Annotated in this window: 13 protein-coding genes; 3 read left to right on the forward strand and 10 right to left on the reverse strand. The window is 71.4% G+C overall.

The genetic code is table 11. From position 1 onward, the window contains the following. Positions 1-12 precede the first annotated feature (12 nt). Together ACWCWD_RS31140 and ACWCWD_RS31145 are read left to right on the forward strand one after the other, a co-directional pair. Positions 13-1,098 (forward strand): DUF3533 domain-containing protein, encoded by a 1,086-nt coding sequence (locus tag ACWCWD_RS31140; protein WP_450777991.1) that lies wholly within the window; start codon positions 13-15, stop codon positions 1,096-1,098. Positions 1,099-1,214: 116 nt separating this feature from the next. After that, on the forward strand, positions 1,215-2,108 hold the full coding sequence (locus tag ACWCWD_RS31145; protein WP_450777993.1) for an alpha/beta fold hydrolase: 894 nt from the start codon (positions 1,215-1,217) through the stop codon (positions 2,106-2,108). Positions 2,109-2,168: 60 nt separating this feature from the next. On the opposite strand, the gene fxsT is transcribed toward ACWCWD_RS31145, so the two are convergent. The 4 genes from fxsT to fxsA form a co-directional block, all read right to left on the reverse strand. After that, positions 2,169-6,101, reverse strand: a complete 3,933-nt coding sequence (gene fxsT, locus ACWCWD_RS31150; protein ID WP_450777994.1) for an FxSxx-COOH system tetratricopeptide repeat protein — start codon at positions 6,099-6,101, stop codon at positions 2,169-2,171. Beyond that, positions 6,098-7,423 (reverse strand): TIR-like protein FxsC, encoded by a 1,326-nt coding sequence (locus ACWCWD_RS31155; protein ID WP_450777996.1) that lies wholly within the window; start codon positions 7,421-7,423, stop codon positions 6,098-6,100. The genes fxsT and ACWCWD_RS31155 overlap by 4 nt, the downstream gene beginning before the upstream one ends. Positions 7,424-7,576: 153 nt before the next feature. Beyond that, positions 7,577-9,847 (reverse strand): radical SAM/SPASM protein FxsBH, inactivated beta-hydroxylase extension form, encoded by a 2,271-nt coding sequence (gene fxsBH, locus ACWCWD_RS31160; RefSeq protein WP_450777998.1) that lies wholly within the window; start codon positions 9,845-9,847, stop codon positions 7,577-7,579. 86 nt (positions 9,848-9,933) lie between these two features. Further along, positions 9,934-10,098, reverse strand: a complete 165-nt coding sequence (gene fxsA, locus ACWCWD_RS31165; protein WP_450778000.1) for an FxSxx-COOH cyclophane-containing RiPP peptide — start codon at positions 10,096-10,098, stop codon at positions 9,934-9,936. 213 nt (positions 10,099-10,311) lie between these two features. On the opposite strand from fxsA, the gene ACWCWD_RS31170 reads away from it, so the two are divergent. Further along, complete coding sequence (locus ACWCWD_RS31170) at positions 10,312-11,241, forward strand: DUF4231 domain-containing protein (RefSeq protein ID WP_450778002.1); 930 nt, start codon at positions 10,312-10,314, stop codon at positions 11,239-11,241. A gap of 25 nt (positions 11,242-11,266) precedes the next feature. Here ACWCWD_RS31170 and ACWCWD_RS31175 read toward each other — a convergent pair whose 3' ends face one another. The 6 genes from ACWCWD_RS31175 to ACWCWD_RS31200 form a co-directional block, all read right to left on the reverse strand. Next, on the reverse strand, positions 11,267-11,746 hold the full coding sequence (locus ACWCWD_RS31175) for a hypothetical protein (RefSeq protein WP_450778004.1): 480 nt from the start codon (positions 11,744-11,746) through the stop codon (positions 11,267-11,269). A 308-nt stretch (positions 11,747-12,054) separates the two neighbouring features. Next, positions 12,055-12,954, reverse strand: a complete 900-nt coding sequence (locus tag ACWCWD_RS31180; RefSeq protein ID WP_450778006.1) for a S1 family peptidase — start codon at positions 12,952-12,954, stop codon at positions 12,055-12,057. Positions 12,955-13,210: 256 nt separating this feature from the next. Further along, positions 13,211-14,002, reverse strand: a complete 792-nt coding sequence (locus ACWCWD_RS31185; protein WP_450778008.1) for a DUF1684 domain-containing protein — start codon at positions 14,000-14,002, stop codon at positions 13,211-13,213. Between the two features lie 4 nt (positions 14,003-14,006). Beyond that, the gene (locus ACWCWD_RS31190) at positions 14,007-15,287 is read right to left on the reverse strand and encodes an NtaA/DmoA family FMN-dependent monooxygenase (protein WP_450778081.1); all 1,281 of its coding nucleotides are present in this window, start codon (positions 15,285-15,287) and stop codon (positions 14,007-14,009) included. Positions 15,288-15,301: 14 nt separating this feature from the next. Continuing rightward, a complete protein-coding gene (locus ACWCWD_RS31195) occupies positions 15,302-16,378 on the reverse strand; it encodes an LLM class flavin-dependent oxidoreductase (protein WP_450778010.1) in 1,077 nt (358 codons plus the stop codon). Positions 16,379-16,463: 85 nt separating this feature from the next. Continuing rightward, a complete protein-coding gene (locus ACWCWD_RS31200; protein ID WP_450778083.1) occupies positions 16,464-17,216 on the reverse strand; it encodes an amino acid ABC transporter ATP-binding protein in 753 nt (250 codons plus the stop codon). Positions 17,217-17,326: the final 110 nt, after the last annotated feature.

Raw genomic sequence — 17,326 nt, forward strand, 5'->3', positions numbered from 1 at the left:
GAGCGTGGGGGCATGAACTTCGCCGGAGAGGTCAAACAGGCCGTCACCCCCCGGGCCGCCCTGCTCGTCCTCGGCGCGCTGGTCCTGCAACTGCTCTTCATCGCCTCCTACGTGGGCGCCCTGCACCGGCCGGTACCCACCGACGTCCCCTTCGGTGTGGTGGCGCCGCCGCAGGTGTCCCCGCAGCTGATCACCGCGCTGGACGGGCTGCCGGGCGGCCCGCTGGACCCGCGCGCCGTGGCCGACGCCGCCGAGGCGCGCCGGCAGATCATGGACCGCGAGATCGACGGCGCGCTGGTGGTGAACCCGTCCGGCACGACCGACACCGTGCTGGTCGCCTCCGGCGGCGGCTCCGCGCTCGCCAACTCCCTGGGGAAGATCACCACCGAGGTCCTGGCCCGGCAGGAGCGCACCGTCCGGGTCGTGGACGTGGCCCCGGCCTCCTCCGACGACTTCGACGGGCTCTCGTCGTTCTACCTGGTCGTCGGGTGGTGCGTGGGCGGGTACCTCTGCGCCTCGATCCTCGCGATCAGCGCGGGCTCCCGGCCGGCCAACGCGCGGCGGGCGCTCATCCGCACCCTGGCCATGGCGGTGTACGCGGTGCTGGGCGGGATCGGCGGCGCGATCATCATCGGCCCCGTCCTCGGCGCGCTGCCCGGCAGCTCCTGGGCACTGGCGGGGCTGGGCGCGCTGGTCGTCTTCGCCACCGGGATGATCACCCTCGCGCTGCAGGCGCTGACCGGCATCGTCGGCATCGGACTGGCCGTCCTGATCATCGTGATCGCCGGCAACCCGAGCGCGGGCGGCGCCTTCCCGCTGCCGATGCTGCCGGACTTCTGGCGCACGATCGGCCCGGCCCTGCCCCCGGGCGCGGGCACCTGGGTCGCCCGCTCGATCGCCTACTTCCGGGGCAACGCGGTCACCGGCTCCCTGCTGGTCCTCTCCGCCTGGGCCGTCGTCGGTACGGCCCTGACCCTGCTGCTCTCCCTGCGGCACGGCCGGACGGGGCCCGCCGAGGACGCCGGGCAGGCCGCGGGCACCGGTCCCGGCGCACCAGGAACCCCGGGAGCACCTTCAGGGGGCGCACATACCGTATGACCCCGTTCCTCTCCCAACAGGTAGTGCGCACAAGGCCGTTGATGGCCCATCATCGAAGGGGCAGCACGTACCGGGCGCGCCGCGCCCGGGCGGCCGGGCGACCTGAGGAGGTACGGGTGCGCAACCGGGTGCGCGTGGCGGACGGACGTCACCTGATCGTGGAGCGGCAGGGGGACCCGCGCGGAAGACCCGTCTTCCTGCTGCACGGAACCCCGGGCAGCAGGCTCGGACCCGCTCCGCGCGGCATGGTCATGTACCAGCGCCAGACCCAGCTCATCACCTACGACCGGCCCGGCTACGGCGAGTCCGACCGGCATCCGGGCCGCACCGTGAGCGACGTCGTCGAGGACGTACGGGCCATCGCCGACGCCCTCGATCTGGACCGGTTCGCCGTGGTGGGCCGCTCCGGCGGCGCACCGCACGCCCTGGCCTGCGCGGCGCTGATGCCCGAGCGGGTGACAAGGGCGGCCGCCCTGGTCACCCTGGCCCCCTGGGACGCCCCGGGGCTCGACTGGTTCGAGGGGATGGCCGCCTCCAACGTACTGGCGTACTCCACCGCGGCGGCCGACCCGGACAGCCTCACGGAGTCCTTCATCGTCCGCTCGGCCGAGATCCGGATCGACCCGGTACGGCTCCTGGACGACCTGCGACGCGAACTGACCGACTCCGACCGGGTGGTGGTGAACGACGCGGGCATCCGCTCGCTGCTGCTGCGCAACTACAGTGAGGGACTGCGCACTTCGGCCTACGGCTGGATCGACGACGCGCTCGCGTTCAGCCGGCCGTGGGGCTTCGACCCGGCCGACATCACCTGCCCGGTGATGCTCTGGCACGGCGAGAAGGACGTCTTCTCACCGGCCAGCCACTCCCGTTGGCTGGGTGGCCGGATTCCGCGCGCGACCACCGTGCTGGAGCCGGCGGCGGCGCACTTCGACGCCCTGTCGGTGCTCCCGCGGGTCCTGAACTGGCTTCTGGACAAGGACGATTCCGGCGCGGTGTCGATGAACTGAGCGAACACCTCGCGCGGGAGGGGCGGACCACCGGCCGGGTGGCCCGCCCCTCCCGTGCGCTCACACCTGGATCGGTTCCAGCTCCCGCTCGAACCTCCTTCCGTCCCGCGCGATCCGCGTCATCGGATGGTCGTCGCCGAGCTGGCGGGCCAGCTCCCCCACGATCCGCGCCCGCAGCTGCTGGGCCTCCTCGCGCCGGCCGAGGTCCTCCAGCGTGACCGCCGTGTTCGCCACCATGGCCAGCGCCTCCGGATGCTGCGCCCCCAGAGCCTTGCCGAGCTGCCCGGCGAGGACCTGCTCCGTCTCCAGCACCAGCTCCGCGTCCCCGAGCGCCGCGGTCGCACTGGCCAGGTTCATCACGCAGAAGAGCGTGTGCGGGTGGTCCCTGCCGAACAGCTCCCGCATCAGGTCGACGACCCGCCGCGACATCTTGGCCGCCTCCTCCGCCTCTCCCGAGCCGAGCAGGTAGACGGCCAGGTTGTTCTGGGCGGCCAGGGTGTACGGGTGCCGCTCCCCCGGCACCACCAGGTACTGCTCGACCACCTCCCGCGCCGCGTCCCTCGCCTGGACCGCCTCACCGATCGCGTAGAAGTCGGCCGCCAGGTTGAGGTCGCAGGCCAGCGACTCCGGGTTGGGCGTGGAGTACTTCGCCCGGTACCGGGCCCGGGTGGCCAGCGTCAGCCTGCGGGCGTCCTCCAGCTGCCCCGCCCTGCGCAGCGCCACCGCGAGCGCCTTGGCGGCGGAGAGCGTGCCGGGGAAGGAGGGGCCGAGCGTCCTCTTGTAGCTGTCGTACGTACGGCTGAGCAGCGCCACCGAGTCCTCGTACCGGCCCACGTCGCGCAGGTCGCGGGCGAGGCTCACCGCGGAGGAGAGGCTGTACGGATGCTCCGCGCCGAGCACCTCGCTGCGCCGGTCGTACACCTCCTGGTCGAGCTCCCTGGCCCGGGAGTACTGCCCGACCAGCCGCAGGTTGAGTGCCAGGTTGTTCGCCGCCGCGAGGGTCCTCGGGTGGCCCTCGTGGAAGATCTGCCCGAACCCCTCACGGGCCTCGTTGGCCAGCTCGATCGCCCGGCCGTACTCCCCGAGCATGCCGAGGTCGGTCGCCAGGCTGCTCGTGGTCATGTAGGTGTGGGGGTGCTCCGCACCCAGGATGTCGCGCTGCCGCTGGAGCGTGATCTCGTCGAGCTCCTTCGCCTCCACGTAACGTCCGCGCGAGCGGTAGATGTTGGAGATGTGGAAGCAGAGGTAGAGGTACTGGATGTCTTCCTTTCCCAGCATCTCCGCCCAGCTGGCCCGGAGTTCGGCGCCCAGCGCGGCAGCCGTGCGGACGTCGCCGCGCTTCCAGAGGTAGCGGACGCGGTCGATCAGCAGCCTGCGGGTCTCCGGCTCCCCGCAGAGGCGTGCCCCGGACGGCCCCAGGTGCGGCCAGATGGTGGCGAACCGCGCCCAGTTCTCCGGGTTGTCGATGGGCTCGTCGTCGTCCGGCCGGGCCCCGGCCAGAACGCGGTGGACCACGTGCCGGGCCTCCCGCTGCTCTTCCTCGCTGAGCTGCGCCTTGATGACGGCCTGCACCAGCCGGTGCACCTGGATCGAGTTGGAGACCTGGTCGACCTTGGCGAGCGCGAAACGGCCGATCTCCCGGATGACCCGGCCGAGGACGAGCTTCTCCTGGAGGGAGGAGTCGTACGGCTTGAGCGCCTCGATCATCTCCTTGCTGTAGAGGAGGCTCGCGCTGATCGGCTCGGGTGCGAAGAAGGCGCAGAGCTGGAGCAGCCGCACCGCTGCGGGCGAACGTTCCTTGAGCCGCTCGATGGAGACGTTCCAGGTGGCGGCCACGGGCTGCGGGTAACCGGCCGGCTGGTTGAGGGACAGCACCTGGGCGGCCTGCTCGGCGAGCTGGTCGAGGTAGGTGTCGACGGGAGTCGCCGTCTCCGCGATCCAGGCGGCGGCCTGCTCGACGGCGAGCGGCAGGTCACCGACGGCCGTGGCCACCCGCGCGGCGTCCTCCTCGCTGAGACCGGGGGCGCGGCGGCGGAGGTGTTCGACGGACTCCTCGCGGAGGAAGACGTCGACGGGCAGCGCGTCGCCGTGCTGCGACCAGGTCTGGTTCCGCGACGTCACCAGGATGTGGCCGGAGCCGCCCTGGGGGAAGTAGCGCCGGATGCGTTCGGGGTCGTCCGCGTTGTCGAAGACCAGCAGCCACCGGTCGGTGGGCACCCCGCGGCGCAGCAGGTCGACGGCTTCCTTGGAGGCCGCCGCCATGTCGTCGCCGCCCTGCGTGCCCAGCCGGGCGGCGAGTTCCGCGAGTCCGGCGACCACGTCGTCGGTCTGCTCGGAGGAGATCCACCACACCAGGTCGTAGTCGGCCATGAAGCGGTGCACGTACTCCAGCGCCACCTGCGTCTTGCCGACGCCGCCGAGGCCGTACAGGGTCTGCGGCTGGGGAAGCACCACCGCCAGGCCGCCGCCGAGCTGGTCCCGCATGCGTTCCAGCACCAGGGAGCGTCCGGTGAATCCGGGGTTGCGCGGCGGGGCGTTCCAGATCTTCGGGACCGTGCCGGGGAACCGTGGTCCCGGCGTCGACCCGTCGCCCAGGTGGGCCGGGCGGTCCAGCGCGCGCAGCAGGGCGGCCGCGGCATGGGCCTCGTCCAGCCGGAAGAGGTCCACCGGGTTGCGGTCGATGTAGGTGGAGGTGAGCCGGACGTCCCCGACCCGGAACAGGATCTGGCGCCGGCCGCCGGTCTGGTCCTCGGCGCTGGAGCGCTGCCACAGTTCGGTGGCGCGCTGGGACTTGAGGTAGGCGCTGGAGAGCAGCACGACGGTGCGGGCGGCGGTCTCCGGTGCGGTGACGGGCGGTTCGCGGTCCTCGCGTTCGGTGGAGACGTCGCGCGGTACGACGCGGAAGCCGGCCCGGGTGAGGACGGAATCGATCCAGTCCGCCCACATCCGGTTCTCCGCGACGTAGTTGAGGAAGATGTCGGCGGGGAGAGTGGGCCTGCGCCGGGTGAACGCGTCGCGGATGCGCAGCCGGACGTCCTCCGCGACCGGTGGCATGGAGGTGACCTCCTGGTCGGTGACGACCGCCACCAGCCGTTCGAAGGCGGAGAGCAGCGAGTTGGTGAGCCCGGCTTCGTCGCCGAAGGTCGCGAGCGTCTCCTCGTACGCGTAGTAGGGGCGGTACGGGATCTCCACCGCTCCCCAGTAGGCGGTGAGTTCGTCGCCGGACAGGTTGCGCGGCAGCCGGTCGAACTTGAAGCGGGCGAGGGCCCGCCCGGCGTCGGCCTTCTCCTTCTCACCCTCGTCGATGCGCATCGGGACGGGGTAGATGGCGATCGGCCGCCCGCTGTAGCGCTCGGCCGTCTGGCGGGCCACGGAGGCGGCGCCGTCGATGGACTGGTCGCTGAGGGTGAAGCAGTCCACCAGGACGTCGGGGAGGTGGACGGTGCAGATGTCGGCGATGTCGCTGAGGCCGGTGCGGCTGTCGATGAGGACGTAGTCGTAGTTGGCCTTCATGTCGTCGCGCAGGGCGTCGAAGAAGCTGCCGCCGCCGAGCCGGTCGTAGAAGTTGTCCCAGTCGAACGTGGAGACGGCGGCGGAGTACTCGCGGTTCTGGCGGCCGGCCGAGACGAAGTCGAGGGTTCCTCCCCGGGGGAACTCCCAGCCGAGTGTCTCCGGTGTCAGGGAGACGGCGTGCTGCTGGATGCGCGCGTAGTCGCGGTGCCAGTCGTCGGGACGCTGCGCGGGGCTGGTCGCGGCCCAGGCGTATTCGGTGATGAGGTCGATGACACCGGTGGTGGCGCCGAGGGTGGCGGGGTCGAGGAAGGGGTGGAAGAACCGGTGCAGACCCGGCGCCTCCAGGTCCCAGTCGACGGCCAGAACCCGTTTGCCGTTGGCTGCCAGGATCCAGGCGGTGTTGGCCAGGGCCATGGTGCGCCCCGTGCCTCCCTTGTACGAGTAGAAAGTGACGATCCGCCCGTCACGGCCGGCTGTCATACGTCCTCCGCTTGCGTCCCAGGGTCGAGCGTGTCGGGTATGAACTGCGTGTGGCCCATGGGCCCCGTCAGCCGGGTGCGTTCGCCGTGCCCGCCGCCCGCGGCGGGCGGGTAGGCGGTCGCGTTGCGCAGATACTGCTGCGCGGCGACTTCGACGACCTGCGGCAGGATCTGGCCGAACGCCTCCATGGTGGGCACTCCTTTGGCCGCGACGCGGCAGAAGGCGCGTCCCTGGCTCATCTTGACGGGCATGGTCTGTTCGAGGATCGCGGTGAGTTCCGCCTCCTCGGCGGTGCCCTGCGGGTCGTCGCGGTTCCACGGCACGACCAGGGTCACCCAGGGTCTGTTGTCGGCGTCGAACGCGGCGAGCCTGCGGCGGCGGTCCTCGTCCCGGAGCGCCCACCGGTCGAGGATGAGGATTTCCGGTGTGGTGGGTGCCCGTTTGTCGGCGGACAGTCCCTGGCTCTCGGACTGCCCCTGGTCCTCGTCGAACGAGCCGATCACGGCCTGGTAGTTGAGCGAGCGGACGAGCTCCTCGGTGACGTACGCCAGGGGGCGCGCGGCGGCCGGGTGGTAGGGGTTCCAGTCCTGCGGGTTGTCGCCGTAGTAGGCCTCGTCCCGCCCGGGCGGCAGATCGTGGCGGGTGGGTGCGGCGATGGTGATCCGCATCGGCTTCGGCGCCCCCGCACCGCTGCTGCGGGACCCGAAGGCGCTGGGGGCGAGGCGGTAGTCGACGGGTCTTCCGGTGTCGATCCGCACGGTGTCGGCGACGGTGACGATGCGTTTGGCCAGCTCGTACACGGCTCGTTCGTACTCCTGGGCGAAGAGCCGGAGCTTGATCAGGCCGTAGAGCCCGTCACTGACGTAACGTTCCCCGAAATCACGGTGGTTGAACTGTATTCGCTCGGCGGAGCCCGGTAACTGACTGGGCGGCACCGGTACCCAGAGCGCCGGGACGATCGCCTCGGCGGGCTGGTTGGAGCGGGCGCGATGATGGATCGCCCGCTGCTCGAAGGCGTACCACTCCTTGCCGCACATCTCGCTGGCGAAGTAGCGCGGTGAGAACAGGGGAACGAAGACCCGGCAGGTGGCGAGCACCGCACCGAGCCGTTCCGACCAGCCCTCACCGGATCGTATTTCCCGGTCCATGAACCCCGCGGTGGTGCCCGCGGGGAGATCGGTCATGGCCATCACATGGCCGCAGAGATCTTGGAAAAGGCGTTCGACCCACATATCCGGGTCCGTTCCACCGCCGTACCCCGGTGTGTGCGCGTAACTGAGAAAGAAGTACGGCCGATGGTCCGACGCTCGCTGTTGCGTCATGCGTGCACACGACCCCCGTCCTGTGTGAGCACCCACGTCCGACACTACGGAGTGAATGCGAGCGAATTCATCATTCCGGAGCGGGCCGCTCTTCACCCCTTCGATCTTCGGTCATTCACCGCCCCTTTTCAGTCATCTCCCCATTAGCCTCGATCACTTACCTTCTTGATCGAAGATTGTCCCGGAGTCGCCGTTCCTGCTGACCCCCTGCGCACCGCTGAGCTCCTTTCGGATCACGTCCAACAGACGCTTCCCGTGGACGGTCGCTTCGGGAGCCCCTTCCAGCAGGTCGAGCGCTTCTTGCACACCCGCCGGGAATTCCGGATCGAACAGCCCGACGCCCACGCGCTCATGGGTCTCGGCCAGCAGACGGGAGAACGGAACGGCGCTGCCGTCCCAGGGCGACAGATACTCCCAGTCCCCGTCCGCCGCGTACAGGTCCGTGACGTCGCACAGGGCCCGCAGTTCACTTCTGCGGTACGCCCTCACCATCCCGACCGCCGTTCCGGGGCCGTCGGCATCCACCGGGACTCCGAGCGCTCCGTGGCCACGAGGGCGCTCGGCCCGGCAGCCGCGCGCCAGCGGGGTAATGGTGGTCACCGCTTCCGCCATGGCCGCGGCCATCGCCGGAGCCACCGCCTCGATCCGGGCCCAGGCACGGGCGAGCGCCGCACCGAAGGCTTCGAAGGCCTCGGGCTCCAGACGGCCGGCGGCGGGCGCCGCGTAGCAGTCCCGGTAGGGGTCGAGATCGTCGACGGCCCAGCCGGGCAGGCCGGCCACCGCGAGCCGTCGGACCGGCCGCCAGCCGCCGCCCGGCTCCCCGAACGCGACGCGCACCTCCTCGCCGCTCCCGCGCTCCACCACGAAGCCGCCGGGCACGCCGCGGACGAGGACCGTCCCGTGGTCGCCCGCACCGTCGAGCGTCAGCTCGCCGAGGGTGGGCAGGAACAGCCCGGCTCCCCGGTGGACCACCGGCACGGCGTCCGTCGCACCGGCCCGCAGGACCGCCGCGGCCACGTACGAGGTGAGCCGCGAGGCCTCCGCGACGGCCCGGTCCTGGTCGGAGTGGAGGCCCTCCACGGTCTCCTGGAGCCAGGAACGCGCGTACGGGTGGGCGAGCACGTGGTCGAGGCCCGCGACACCCGCCGCCGACCCCTCCAAGGCACCCGCCGCCTCCCACGCCCGCGCCCAGGGCTCGCCCGCGAGGCCGTCGAGCAGCGCGTGCAGGCCGGCCAGCAGCGTGCGGGTGAGCTCGTGGTGCTCGGCGGCCGTCCCGGCCGGGCCGGACAGGGCGGGAGAGACGAGGGCCGACCCCGTCCGCTCCTCGATCCCGCGAACCAGCGCCTCCAGGTCCGCGCAGTACACGGACGGGTTGTCGAACTCGTTGGAGGAGCGGTAGCGGTGGGTGTAGAGCCCGCCGCCGCACGAACGTACGACGGGGCAACTGCGGCAGTCCTCGCTGACGCCTGCCAGACCGAGCTGACGGGCCTGGACTCCCGGATGGGCGGCAACCTGGTCGAAGGAGTGGGTGAAGACGTCGAAGCCCGTGGCGGCGGCGCCCTCGTACGCGCTCTTGAGCGAATCCACCTGTTCCAGTTGCCCGTCGGTCTCCACGACGACCAGGTCGGTGGGGGCCAGCCCGAGCGATTCGGTGAGGCTCGGCCCGCCGCTCAGGGTGGACAGCACCGAGGAGAAGAGCCGGACCGGTACCGGACGCCCCTGCTCCTGCCAGCGGTCGAAGATCGCGAGGAGCCAGTCGGCGTAGGCGACGGGCGACCCGTCGGGACGCGGCGGCGGGTCGTCCCAAGTGGCGTGCGGAAGGAGGAAATCGATGAGCGGTGGTTCGAGTCCGGTCAGGGCGTCGAGCACCGCGTGCGGGTCGTTGGCGATGTCGATCGTGCAGAGCAGGCCGAGGTTCAGGTGGCGGTAGCGTTCCTGCCGGAGCAGTTCCACGGCCTTGAGTACGAGGGGGTGGCTGCTGCGGCCGTCGGCGAAGCGCCGGTGGCGGTCGTTGGCCGCCCGGTCGCCGTCGAGGGAGATGCCCACCTTGACGTCGAACTCGGCGAAGAGGTCCAAGTACCGTGGACTGAGCTGAAGGCCGTTGGTGTGGATACGGAGATCCAGTTCGGCGACTCCGGCGAGCGCGGAGCCGAACTCCTCGCAGATGCGGCGCAGACGCGCGGGGCCCGCGAGTAGCGGCTCCCCTCCGTGCAGGATCACTGACACGGAGGGCAGTGCATGTGTCCCGGCGTGCTCGGCCAATCGCTGAGCCGTCCGTCGAATCACCTGGTCAGAGATTGTTTTTGGGCGGGTTCGCCAACTCTGGTCAGCATGTTCATAGACATAGCAATGATCACAGGCGAGATCACATCTGCTGTGAACCTTCAGAACGATTTCACGGAATGGGACCGGGGGTCCTGTCATTCCGCCAGTCTAGCCATCGGCACCAGGTGCGTCGGCCATGCGTGCGCGGCGTTATGGCCGCGGCACGCCCCCTCGGTGAACTCGGATCAGAGCGAAGAGTTGAACGTCGACGTCCTGTTCGAGCGACCGCCCGGAACCGTGACGATCCGTCCGAGCTTTTCGGCCGCGTCGCCACCGGCGGTCTCGATCTTGGAGAGCGGCACACGGCTGATCTTCGCAGTGGCGAAGGAGGAGGGGAATGCGTGGGTCATGACGGCCGTCCTTGATTGGCTCGTTCCGGACATGGAAACTGCGCCGGCCAGCTGCACCATTGCAGTGTCCGGCGTCACGACTTTACCCTCAGAATCTCGGCGAGCACATCTTCCCAGGCCTGTATACCTCCATTCGAGAACGGAAGTTGCTCGATTGGCGGATTGGGCCATTCCGTCAACAGGGCTCCCCCTGTTTCGATCACCGGAGCGGACATGACAGCGATTCCTGAACCCCTGCGGTCCATGGTCTTCAGGGATGCCGACCTGCCCGAACTCTTCCACCGCACCGACGCCGTCGCCGTCGCCCGGCAGCGGGAGGCCATCCGTACGACCCGCTTCCAGCTGACGCTCCTCGTCCTCGGGGCGATACCCGCCGCACTGCCCTGGAGCGTGGAGGTCGGGGACTCGCTGCAACTCCTGGACTTACTGGGGGCGTTGGCCTACGCGGGCGTTCTGGTCGCGACTCTCTTCGCCTCGCAGCGCAAAGCGAAGTCGCACTGGCAACTCAACCGCTCCGCAGCGGAGTTCATCAAGTCGAACTGCTGGCGCTACGCGGTGCACGGCTCTCCGTACGACACCACCACGCAGCATCCCGAGGCCGTGTTCGCCAGCAGGCTGGAGGAGGGACTCCAGGAGCTGCGGAAGGCCGGCTGGTCCGATCCCCGCGACGGTCTGGACGGGCCGGACGGAGGGATCATCACCGAGTCCATGCGGGAGTTGCGGGACAAGGCGTTCACCGTGCGCAAGGAGACGTACGTACGGGACCGGCTCATCGAGCAGCGCCGCTGGTACCGGAGGCGGCAGTTGGCCTCCCGGCGGAGTGCGCTGGTCTGGTCGAGCACGGTCGCGGCGCTGACGGCGCCGGCGCTGGCCCTCTGCCTCGTGCAGACCTTCGGGACGGGCCGGTCCTTCGGGCTGACCGGGGTACTGTCGGCCGCCGCCGCGGCGTGCCTGGCCTGGAACGAGATGCGCCGGCACCACCCGTTGGTCTCGGCGCACTCCGTGGTCGAGAAGGACCTGGAGTCGATGCAGGCGGCGATGGAGACCTCGCTCACCGAGCGCCAGTGGCCGGCGGCGGTCTTCGAGACCGAGCGCATCGTCTCCCCCGAGCACACGGACTGGCTCGCCCGGCACCGCATGTGACAGCTCGTCATCTGCGCGTGTGCGCTCAGTCGCGGCGTACGCCCTCACGCCAGATCACGGTGACCGGGCGGCCCAGGGCGCGTGCGTAGGCGACGATGTCGCCGGTGCCGCCCAGGCCCCGGGCCGGGAGGCCGTCCCAGACGGCCACGAGCCGGTCGCAGTGGTCGGCGATCCAGGCGCCGGCCGCGTAGTACGCCTGGTCCGTGGAGTGCGGGAAGCCGAGCCGGACCTCCCGCGCGGCGAGGGACTTGAGGGCGAGGTAGCGCTTGAGGTCGCCCTCTTCGTCGAAGCACTCCTCGTAGTCGTCGCTGGGGATCACCGCCGTCAGCCGCGCGCCGCGCGCGAGGGCCAGCCGGGCGAAGAGCTGGTCCGCCCCCACGGCGAGGCTGGAGAGCGCCTCCAGCGGGTCCCCGGCCTCGCACAGCGCCGTGCGCAAGGCCTCGCGCACGTGGGCGTGGGCTTCCGGGGGAATGGAACGGTGTCCGGTCACTCCGATGCGATGCACGGGCCTGGAACCCCCTGGGTGTCTGCGGGGGCCGGAGGACGTGCCTCGTCACGGACATGGCGTCCGCCCCCGTCGCTCCTCTGCGTCCGACCGTACGGCCATCATCGCGCAGAGCGGGGGGCGCGCGGGAGCCCCCGTCCGGAACGAACGGGGGCTCGGCGGGGCCTGCGGAGTCACGGGACCGATCCGCGGGCCGGGTCCGTGGGGCCACCGGGGCCCACGGGGTGGTTGGACCCCGATGGACTCCGGCGGACCGCAGGGTCAGGGGCCAAGGCCAGGGGCCGGGGGCCGAGGTCCAAGGGCCGGGGTCAGAAGACGCTGACTCCGTACGCGCTCAGTGCTTCGGTGACGGGCTGGAAGAAGGTCGTGCCGCCCGAGGTGCAGTCGCCGCTGCCGCCCGAGGTGAGGCCGATCGCCAGGGTGCCGGAGTAGAGCGGGCCGCCGGAGTCGCCGGGCTCGGCGCACACGTTGGTGCGGATCAGGCCGGAGACGATCTCCCCGTTGCCGTAGTTGACGGTGGCGTTGAGGCCGGTCACCGTGCCGCTGTGGATGCCGGTGGTGGAGCCGCGGCGGGTCACGGACTGGCCGACGGTGGCGTTGGCCGCGCCGGTGATGTCCACGCTGCCGACGGTGCCGCTCTTGGTGACAGTGCTGTTGGTGTACGTCACCAGGCCGTAGTCGTTGCCCGGGAAGCTGGATCCCGAGGTGGTGCCGAGCGTGGTGGTGTGGGCCGAGTTGGACCACCAGGTGCCCGCGCCGTCGGTGCAGTGCCCGGCGGTCAGGAAGTAGTAGGTGCTGCCGCTGCGGACGTTGAAGCCGAGCGAGCAGCGCCAGCTGCTCGCGTAGATCGCGTCGCCGCCCGAGATCAGCTTGCTGAAGGTGCCGGCCGTGCGCTCGATGCGCAGGGCGCCCGCCTCGTCGCCCGCGGTCTCCTTGATCTTCGCGATCTCGGCCTGGGTGACCGTGCTGTCCACGGTGACGACGAGGTGCTTCGTGGCGGGGTCGACGCTCCAGGCGGTGCCCGGGACGTCGGCGGTGAGCACGGCGTCGCTCGCGGCGGTGAGCTGGGCGGTGCTGAACGTTCCGGCCGACTCGGCGTTGGCCGCGGGGACGGCGAGCGCCGCTACGGCGACCAGACCGGCCGCGACGGCGACGGCCCTGCTGCGTCTGGCGGTGGTGCTGCGGGGGGTGGTGCGCTTGATCCTCACTTCGCGTTCCTCCAAAGGGGAATCAGGGGCCCGTCCGTGGGGTGGCGGACCCGTGAGGCGCAGTCGGGCGTCGGGCTTCCGACACGCGTTCGCTATGCGGATGCCGTGTTCCTGACAAGCGCTGGTTGGGAGTATTTGGGACCGGCCGCGCGTGGCGCAAGGGCGCCTTTCGGCCGCCCCCCGGGCCGTACGAACGCGGGAACGCCCCGGCCCCGGCAGCGTGGTTGCTGCCGGGGCCGGGGGAGGAGACACGGGTTCAGCCGTCGAGCCGCTTCCGCTCCCCCGCCGGGACGGCGACGGGAAGGGTGTTGCCCGGCGGCGGGAAGGGGCAGATGAAGTGGTCGGCGAAGGCGCACGGGGGCAGCAGGGCACGGTTGAAGTCGACCGTCACCGAGCCGTCCGCGGCGGGGGCCGCGGGCCGCAGGAAGCGGAACCGGAAGCTGCTGTCACCGCTGGTCGCGTCGGCGAAGACGATCCACAGCGAGCCGTCCGGCTCGACCGCGGCCTGGAGGGTGTGCTCGGCTCCGTCCACGACGAACGTTGCCTCGCCCGCGAGTTGGAGACCGCGCTCGACACCGTCGGCGTTCTTCACCCGGACGGTGCGGTCCTCGTACCGGCGGAAGGTGCCGGCCAGGCTCCAGCGCGCGTCGTACGGCGTCGCCTCGATCGACCTGAACGCGTGCCGGTTCGGCGCCGCCGGGTCGAAGTCACGGACCGCCCAGAGGCCTTCGCGGCGGAGCACGACGAAGCGCCGTTCACCGAGGGCCACCCGGGCGTCGTCGACCGGCCCGCTGTCGGGACGGAGGCGTACCTCCCCGGTGAGCGGCTTGCCGTCGACGGTCAGACCGTCCTCGGCCCCGGCGGTGAGCACCAGGTCGTCGCCGTCCTCGCGCCACTCCCCCGGGACGGCCGGAATTCGCCCTTCCGGGTAGTCGGCGAGCCAGTGCGTACCGGCCAGCGCCAGCGGTCCGTAGGGCGCCGCCGCCGCGGCGACGCGCCCCTCGTGCCAGCTCTGCCACTCCTGCGTCGCGTTCGCGTTCGTACTCATGTGCTCAACCTTTCCATACGGGTTCGGCCAGCCCGAGGTGTGCCCGCAGAGTGGAACCGGTGTACTCGGACCGGAACGCGCCGCGCTCCTGGAGCAGGGGGACGACCCGGTCCACGAAGTCGTCGAGACCGCCGGGCGTGAGGTGCGGGACGAGGATGAACCCGTCCGCCGCCCGCTGGTCGACGAAGTCGGTCATCTCGGCGGCGACGGTCTCCGGGCTGCCCACGAAGGACTGCCGGGTCGTGGTCTCGATCACGGTTTCCCGGATGGACAGCCCCTTCTCCTCCGACAGCGCCCGCCACCGCGCGGCCACGGCGAACGGGTCGGCGATCCTGACCCGGCCCTGGGCGAACTCGGAGTCCGGATCCGGGTCGATCACCGGGAACGGCCCGTCGGGATCGTACGAGGACAGGTCGCGGCCCCAGACCTGTTCGAGGGCGAGGATCGCGTTCTGCGGGGAGACCTGGAGGCGGCGGATCTCGGCGGCGTACTCCTGGGCCTCCTCGTCGGTGTCGGCGACCACGGCCCTGGCCCCGGGCATGATCTTCAGGTCGTCGGGGCCCCGGCCGTACGCCGCCAGCCGCCCCTTGACGTCCGCGTAGAAGGTACGGCCGGCCTCCAGGGTGCCGTGCCGGGTGAAGATCACGTCGGCGGCGGAGGCCGCGAAGTCGCGGCCCTCGTCCGAGTCCCCGGCCTGGATGACGACCGGATGCCCCTGCGGGGACCGCGGGAGGGTGAACTCGCCGGAGATGTCGAAGTGCTGTCCCCGGTGCGCGAACGGCCGGGGCGTCCCGTCCGGCGTCCAGGAGTCCCACAGCTCGCGCGCGGTGGAGACGAACTCGGCGGCCCGGGTGTAGCGGTCGGCCCGGTCGAGGAAGCCGCCCCGGCGGAAGTTCTCGCCGGTGAAGGCGTCCGAGGAGGTGACCACGTTCCATGCCGCGCGACCGCCGCTGAGGTGGTCGAGGGTGGCGAACCGGCGGGCCAGCTCGTACGGCTCGTTGAAGGTCGCGTTGACCGTGGCGGCGAGCCCGAGCCGGTCGGTGACGGCGGCGAGCGCGTTCAGCACGGTGAGGGACTCCGGCCGCCCGACGACGTCGAGGTCGTGGACGCGCCCGTCGTACTCGCGCAGCCGGAGCCCTTCCGCGAGGAAGAAGAAGTCGAACTTGCCGCGCTCGGCGGTCCTCGCCAGGTGTTCGAAGGAGGCGAAGTCGATCTGGCTGCCGGACCGGGGGTCCGACCAGACCGTGGTGCTGTTGACGCCCGGGAAGTGGGCGGCCAGATGCATCTGCCGGTGCTCGGTCATCGCTGCTCCCCCGCCGTCCGGGCGAGCGCGTAGCGGCTGGCGGGGCGGGCGAGCCCGAGGTGCTCGCGGAGGGTGTGGCCGGGGTGGAAGGTACGGAAGAGGCTGCGGTGCTGGAGGAGGGCCACGGTGCCGTTGACGATCCTTTCGAGGTCGCGGGCCGGGGTGATGGGGGTGAGGTGGAAGCCGTCCGCCGCGCCCGCCCGGTACCACTGGGAGATGAGCTCGGCGAGGTCCACCGGCCCGCCCCGGAAGTAGGTGCCGTGGCCGGCCAGCGGCGGCCCGCTCGCCAGCCCGTGCTCGGGGGTGGTCTCCGCGTCGCCGAGGTCGACCGCGAGCGCGACCAGCACCCGCAGCTCGCGCGCGGAACGGCCGTGCGTGGCGGCGAGCCGGTGGACGTCCGCACGGGCGGCGGTGGCCTGTTCGGGCGAGGTCGCGCGGATGTGCACCACGTCCGCGTGGCGGGCCGCGACCGCCCGGGCGGCGGCGGTGGTGCCGTCGATCACCGTGACGGGCCGGCCCTGCGGGGGCCTCGGCACGATGGCGGGGCCCCGTACGGAGAAGGCCTCGCCCTCGAAGTCGATGTGGTGCACCTTGTCCCGGTCGATGAACCGGCCGGTGGCGGTGTCCCTGATCTCGGCGTCGTCCTCCCAGCTGTCCCAGAGCCGGGCGCCCGCGTCGGCGGCCTCGCCCGCCTCGGGCCACAGGGCCTCGGCGGGTTCGGCGGTGCGGCGGCCGAAGAGCCGGGCCACTGCTCCGGTGGTCGAGACGTCGGCCGTCCAGCCGGCCCGGCCCCGGCTCACCCAGTCCAGGGTGGCGACGGCGGACGAGACGTGGAAGGGCTCGGTGTGCGTGGTGTCGACGGTCGGCACGAGCCCGATCCGGTCGGTGGCGGGCGCGATCCGGGCGAGCACGGAGAGCGCGTCGGGCCCGGGCCGGGCGAAGGAGTCGCCGAGGGTCACGTAGTCGAGGGCGCCGCCCTCGGCGAGCCGCGCCAGACCGAGGTAGTGGTCCGGCTCGTATCGGGGCGGGCCACCGATCTCGGCGGCCAGGTGGAGGGGTCTGCCGGTGGTCATGCGGGCCTTCCGGGATCAATGGGGGGTTGGGGGCGACAGTCGTTCGGAGGGGGACGGGCCGGGGCCCCTGCTCAGGGGCTCTCGTTCACAGGACCTTGGAGAGGAAGGCGCGGGTGCGTTCCTGCGCGGGGCGGTCGAGCACCTCGGAGGGCGGGCCCTGCTCGACGATGCGCCCCTCGTCCATGAAGACGACGGTGTCGGCCACCTCGCGGGCGAAGCCGATCTCGTGGGTGACCACGATCATGGTGGTGCCCTGCTCGGCCAAGTCCTTGATCACGTCGAGGACTTCGCCGACGAGTTCGGGGTCGAGCGCGGAGGTCGGCTCGTCGAAGAGGAGCAGCTTCGGCTCCAGCGCGAGGGCGCGCGCGATGGCGACCCGCTGCTGCTGCCCGCCGGAGAGCTGCCGCGGGTACGCCTGCGCCTTGTCGGCCAGGCCCACCCGCTCCAGCAGGCTCTCGGCCGCGGCGATCGCCTCGTCCCGGGGGCGGCGCAGCGCGGAGACGGGCGCCTCGATGATGTTCTCCACCACCGTGAGGTGCGGGAAGAGGTGGAAGCTCTGGAAGACGAAGCCGATCCGGGTCCGCCGGCGCAGCACCTCGCGCTCGCGCAGTTCGTACAGCTTGTCGCCGTCCCTGCGGTAGCCGATGAGCTCGCCGTCCACGGTGATCCAGCCCTGGTCGGCCTTCTCCAGGTGGTTGATGGTGCGCAGCAGGGTGGATTTGCCGGAGCCGGAGGGGCCGAGGACGACGGTCACCTCGCCGGGCCGGACGGTGAGGTCGATGCCGCGCAGCACCTCGGTCGAGCCGAAGCTCTTGTGCAGGGAGCGGATCTCGACCATGGATGGTGTTTCGGTGGTGGTGAGCGACATGGCATTTCCTTGGACGCGGTTCGGGCGGCGGACACGGTTCGGGGCGGCCGGCACGCGGTTCGGGCGGCGGACGCGTTCGG

The organism is Streptomyces sp. NPDC001493, assembly GCF_053597235.1.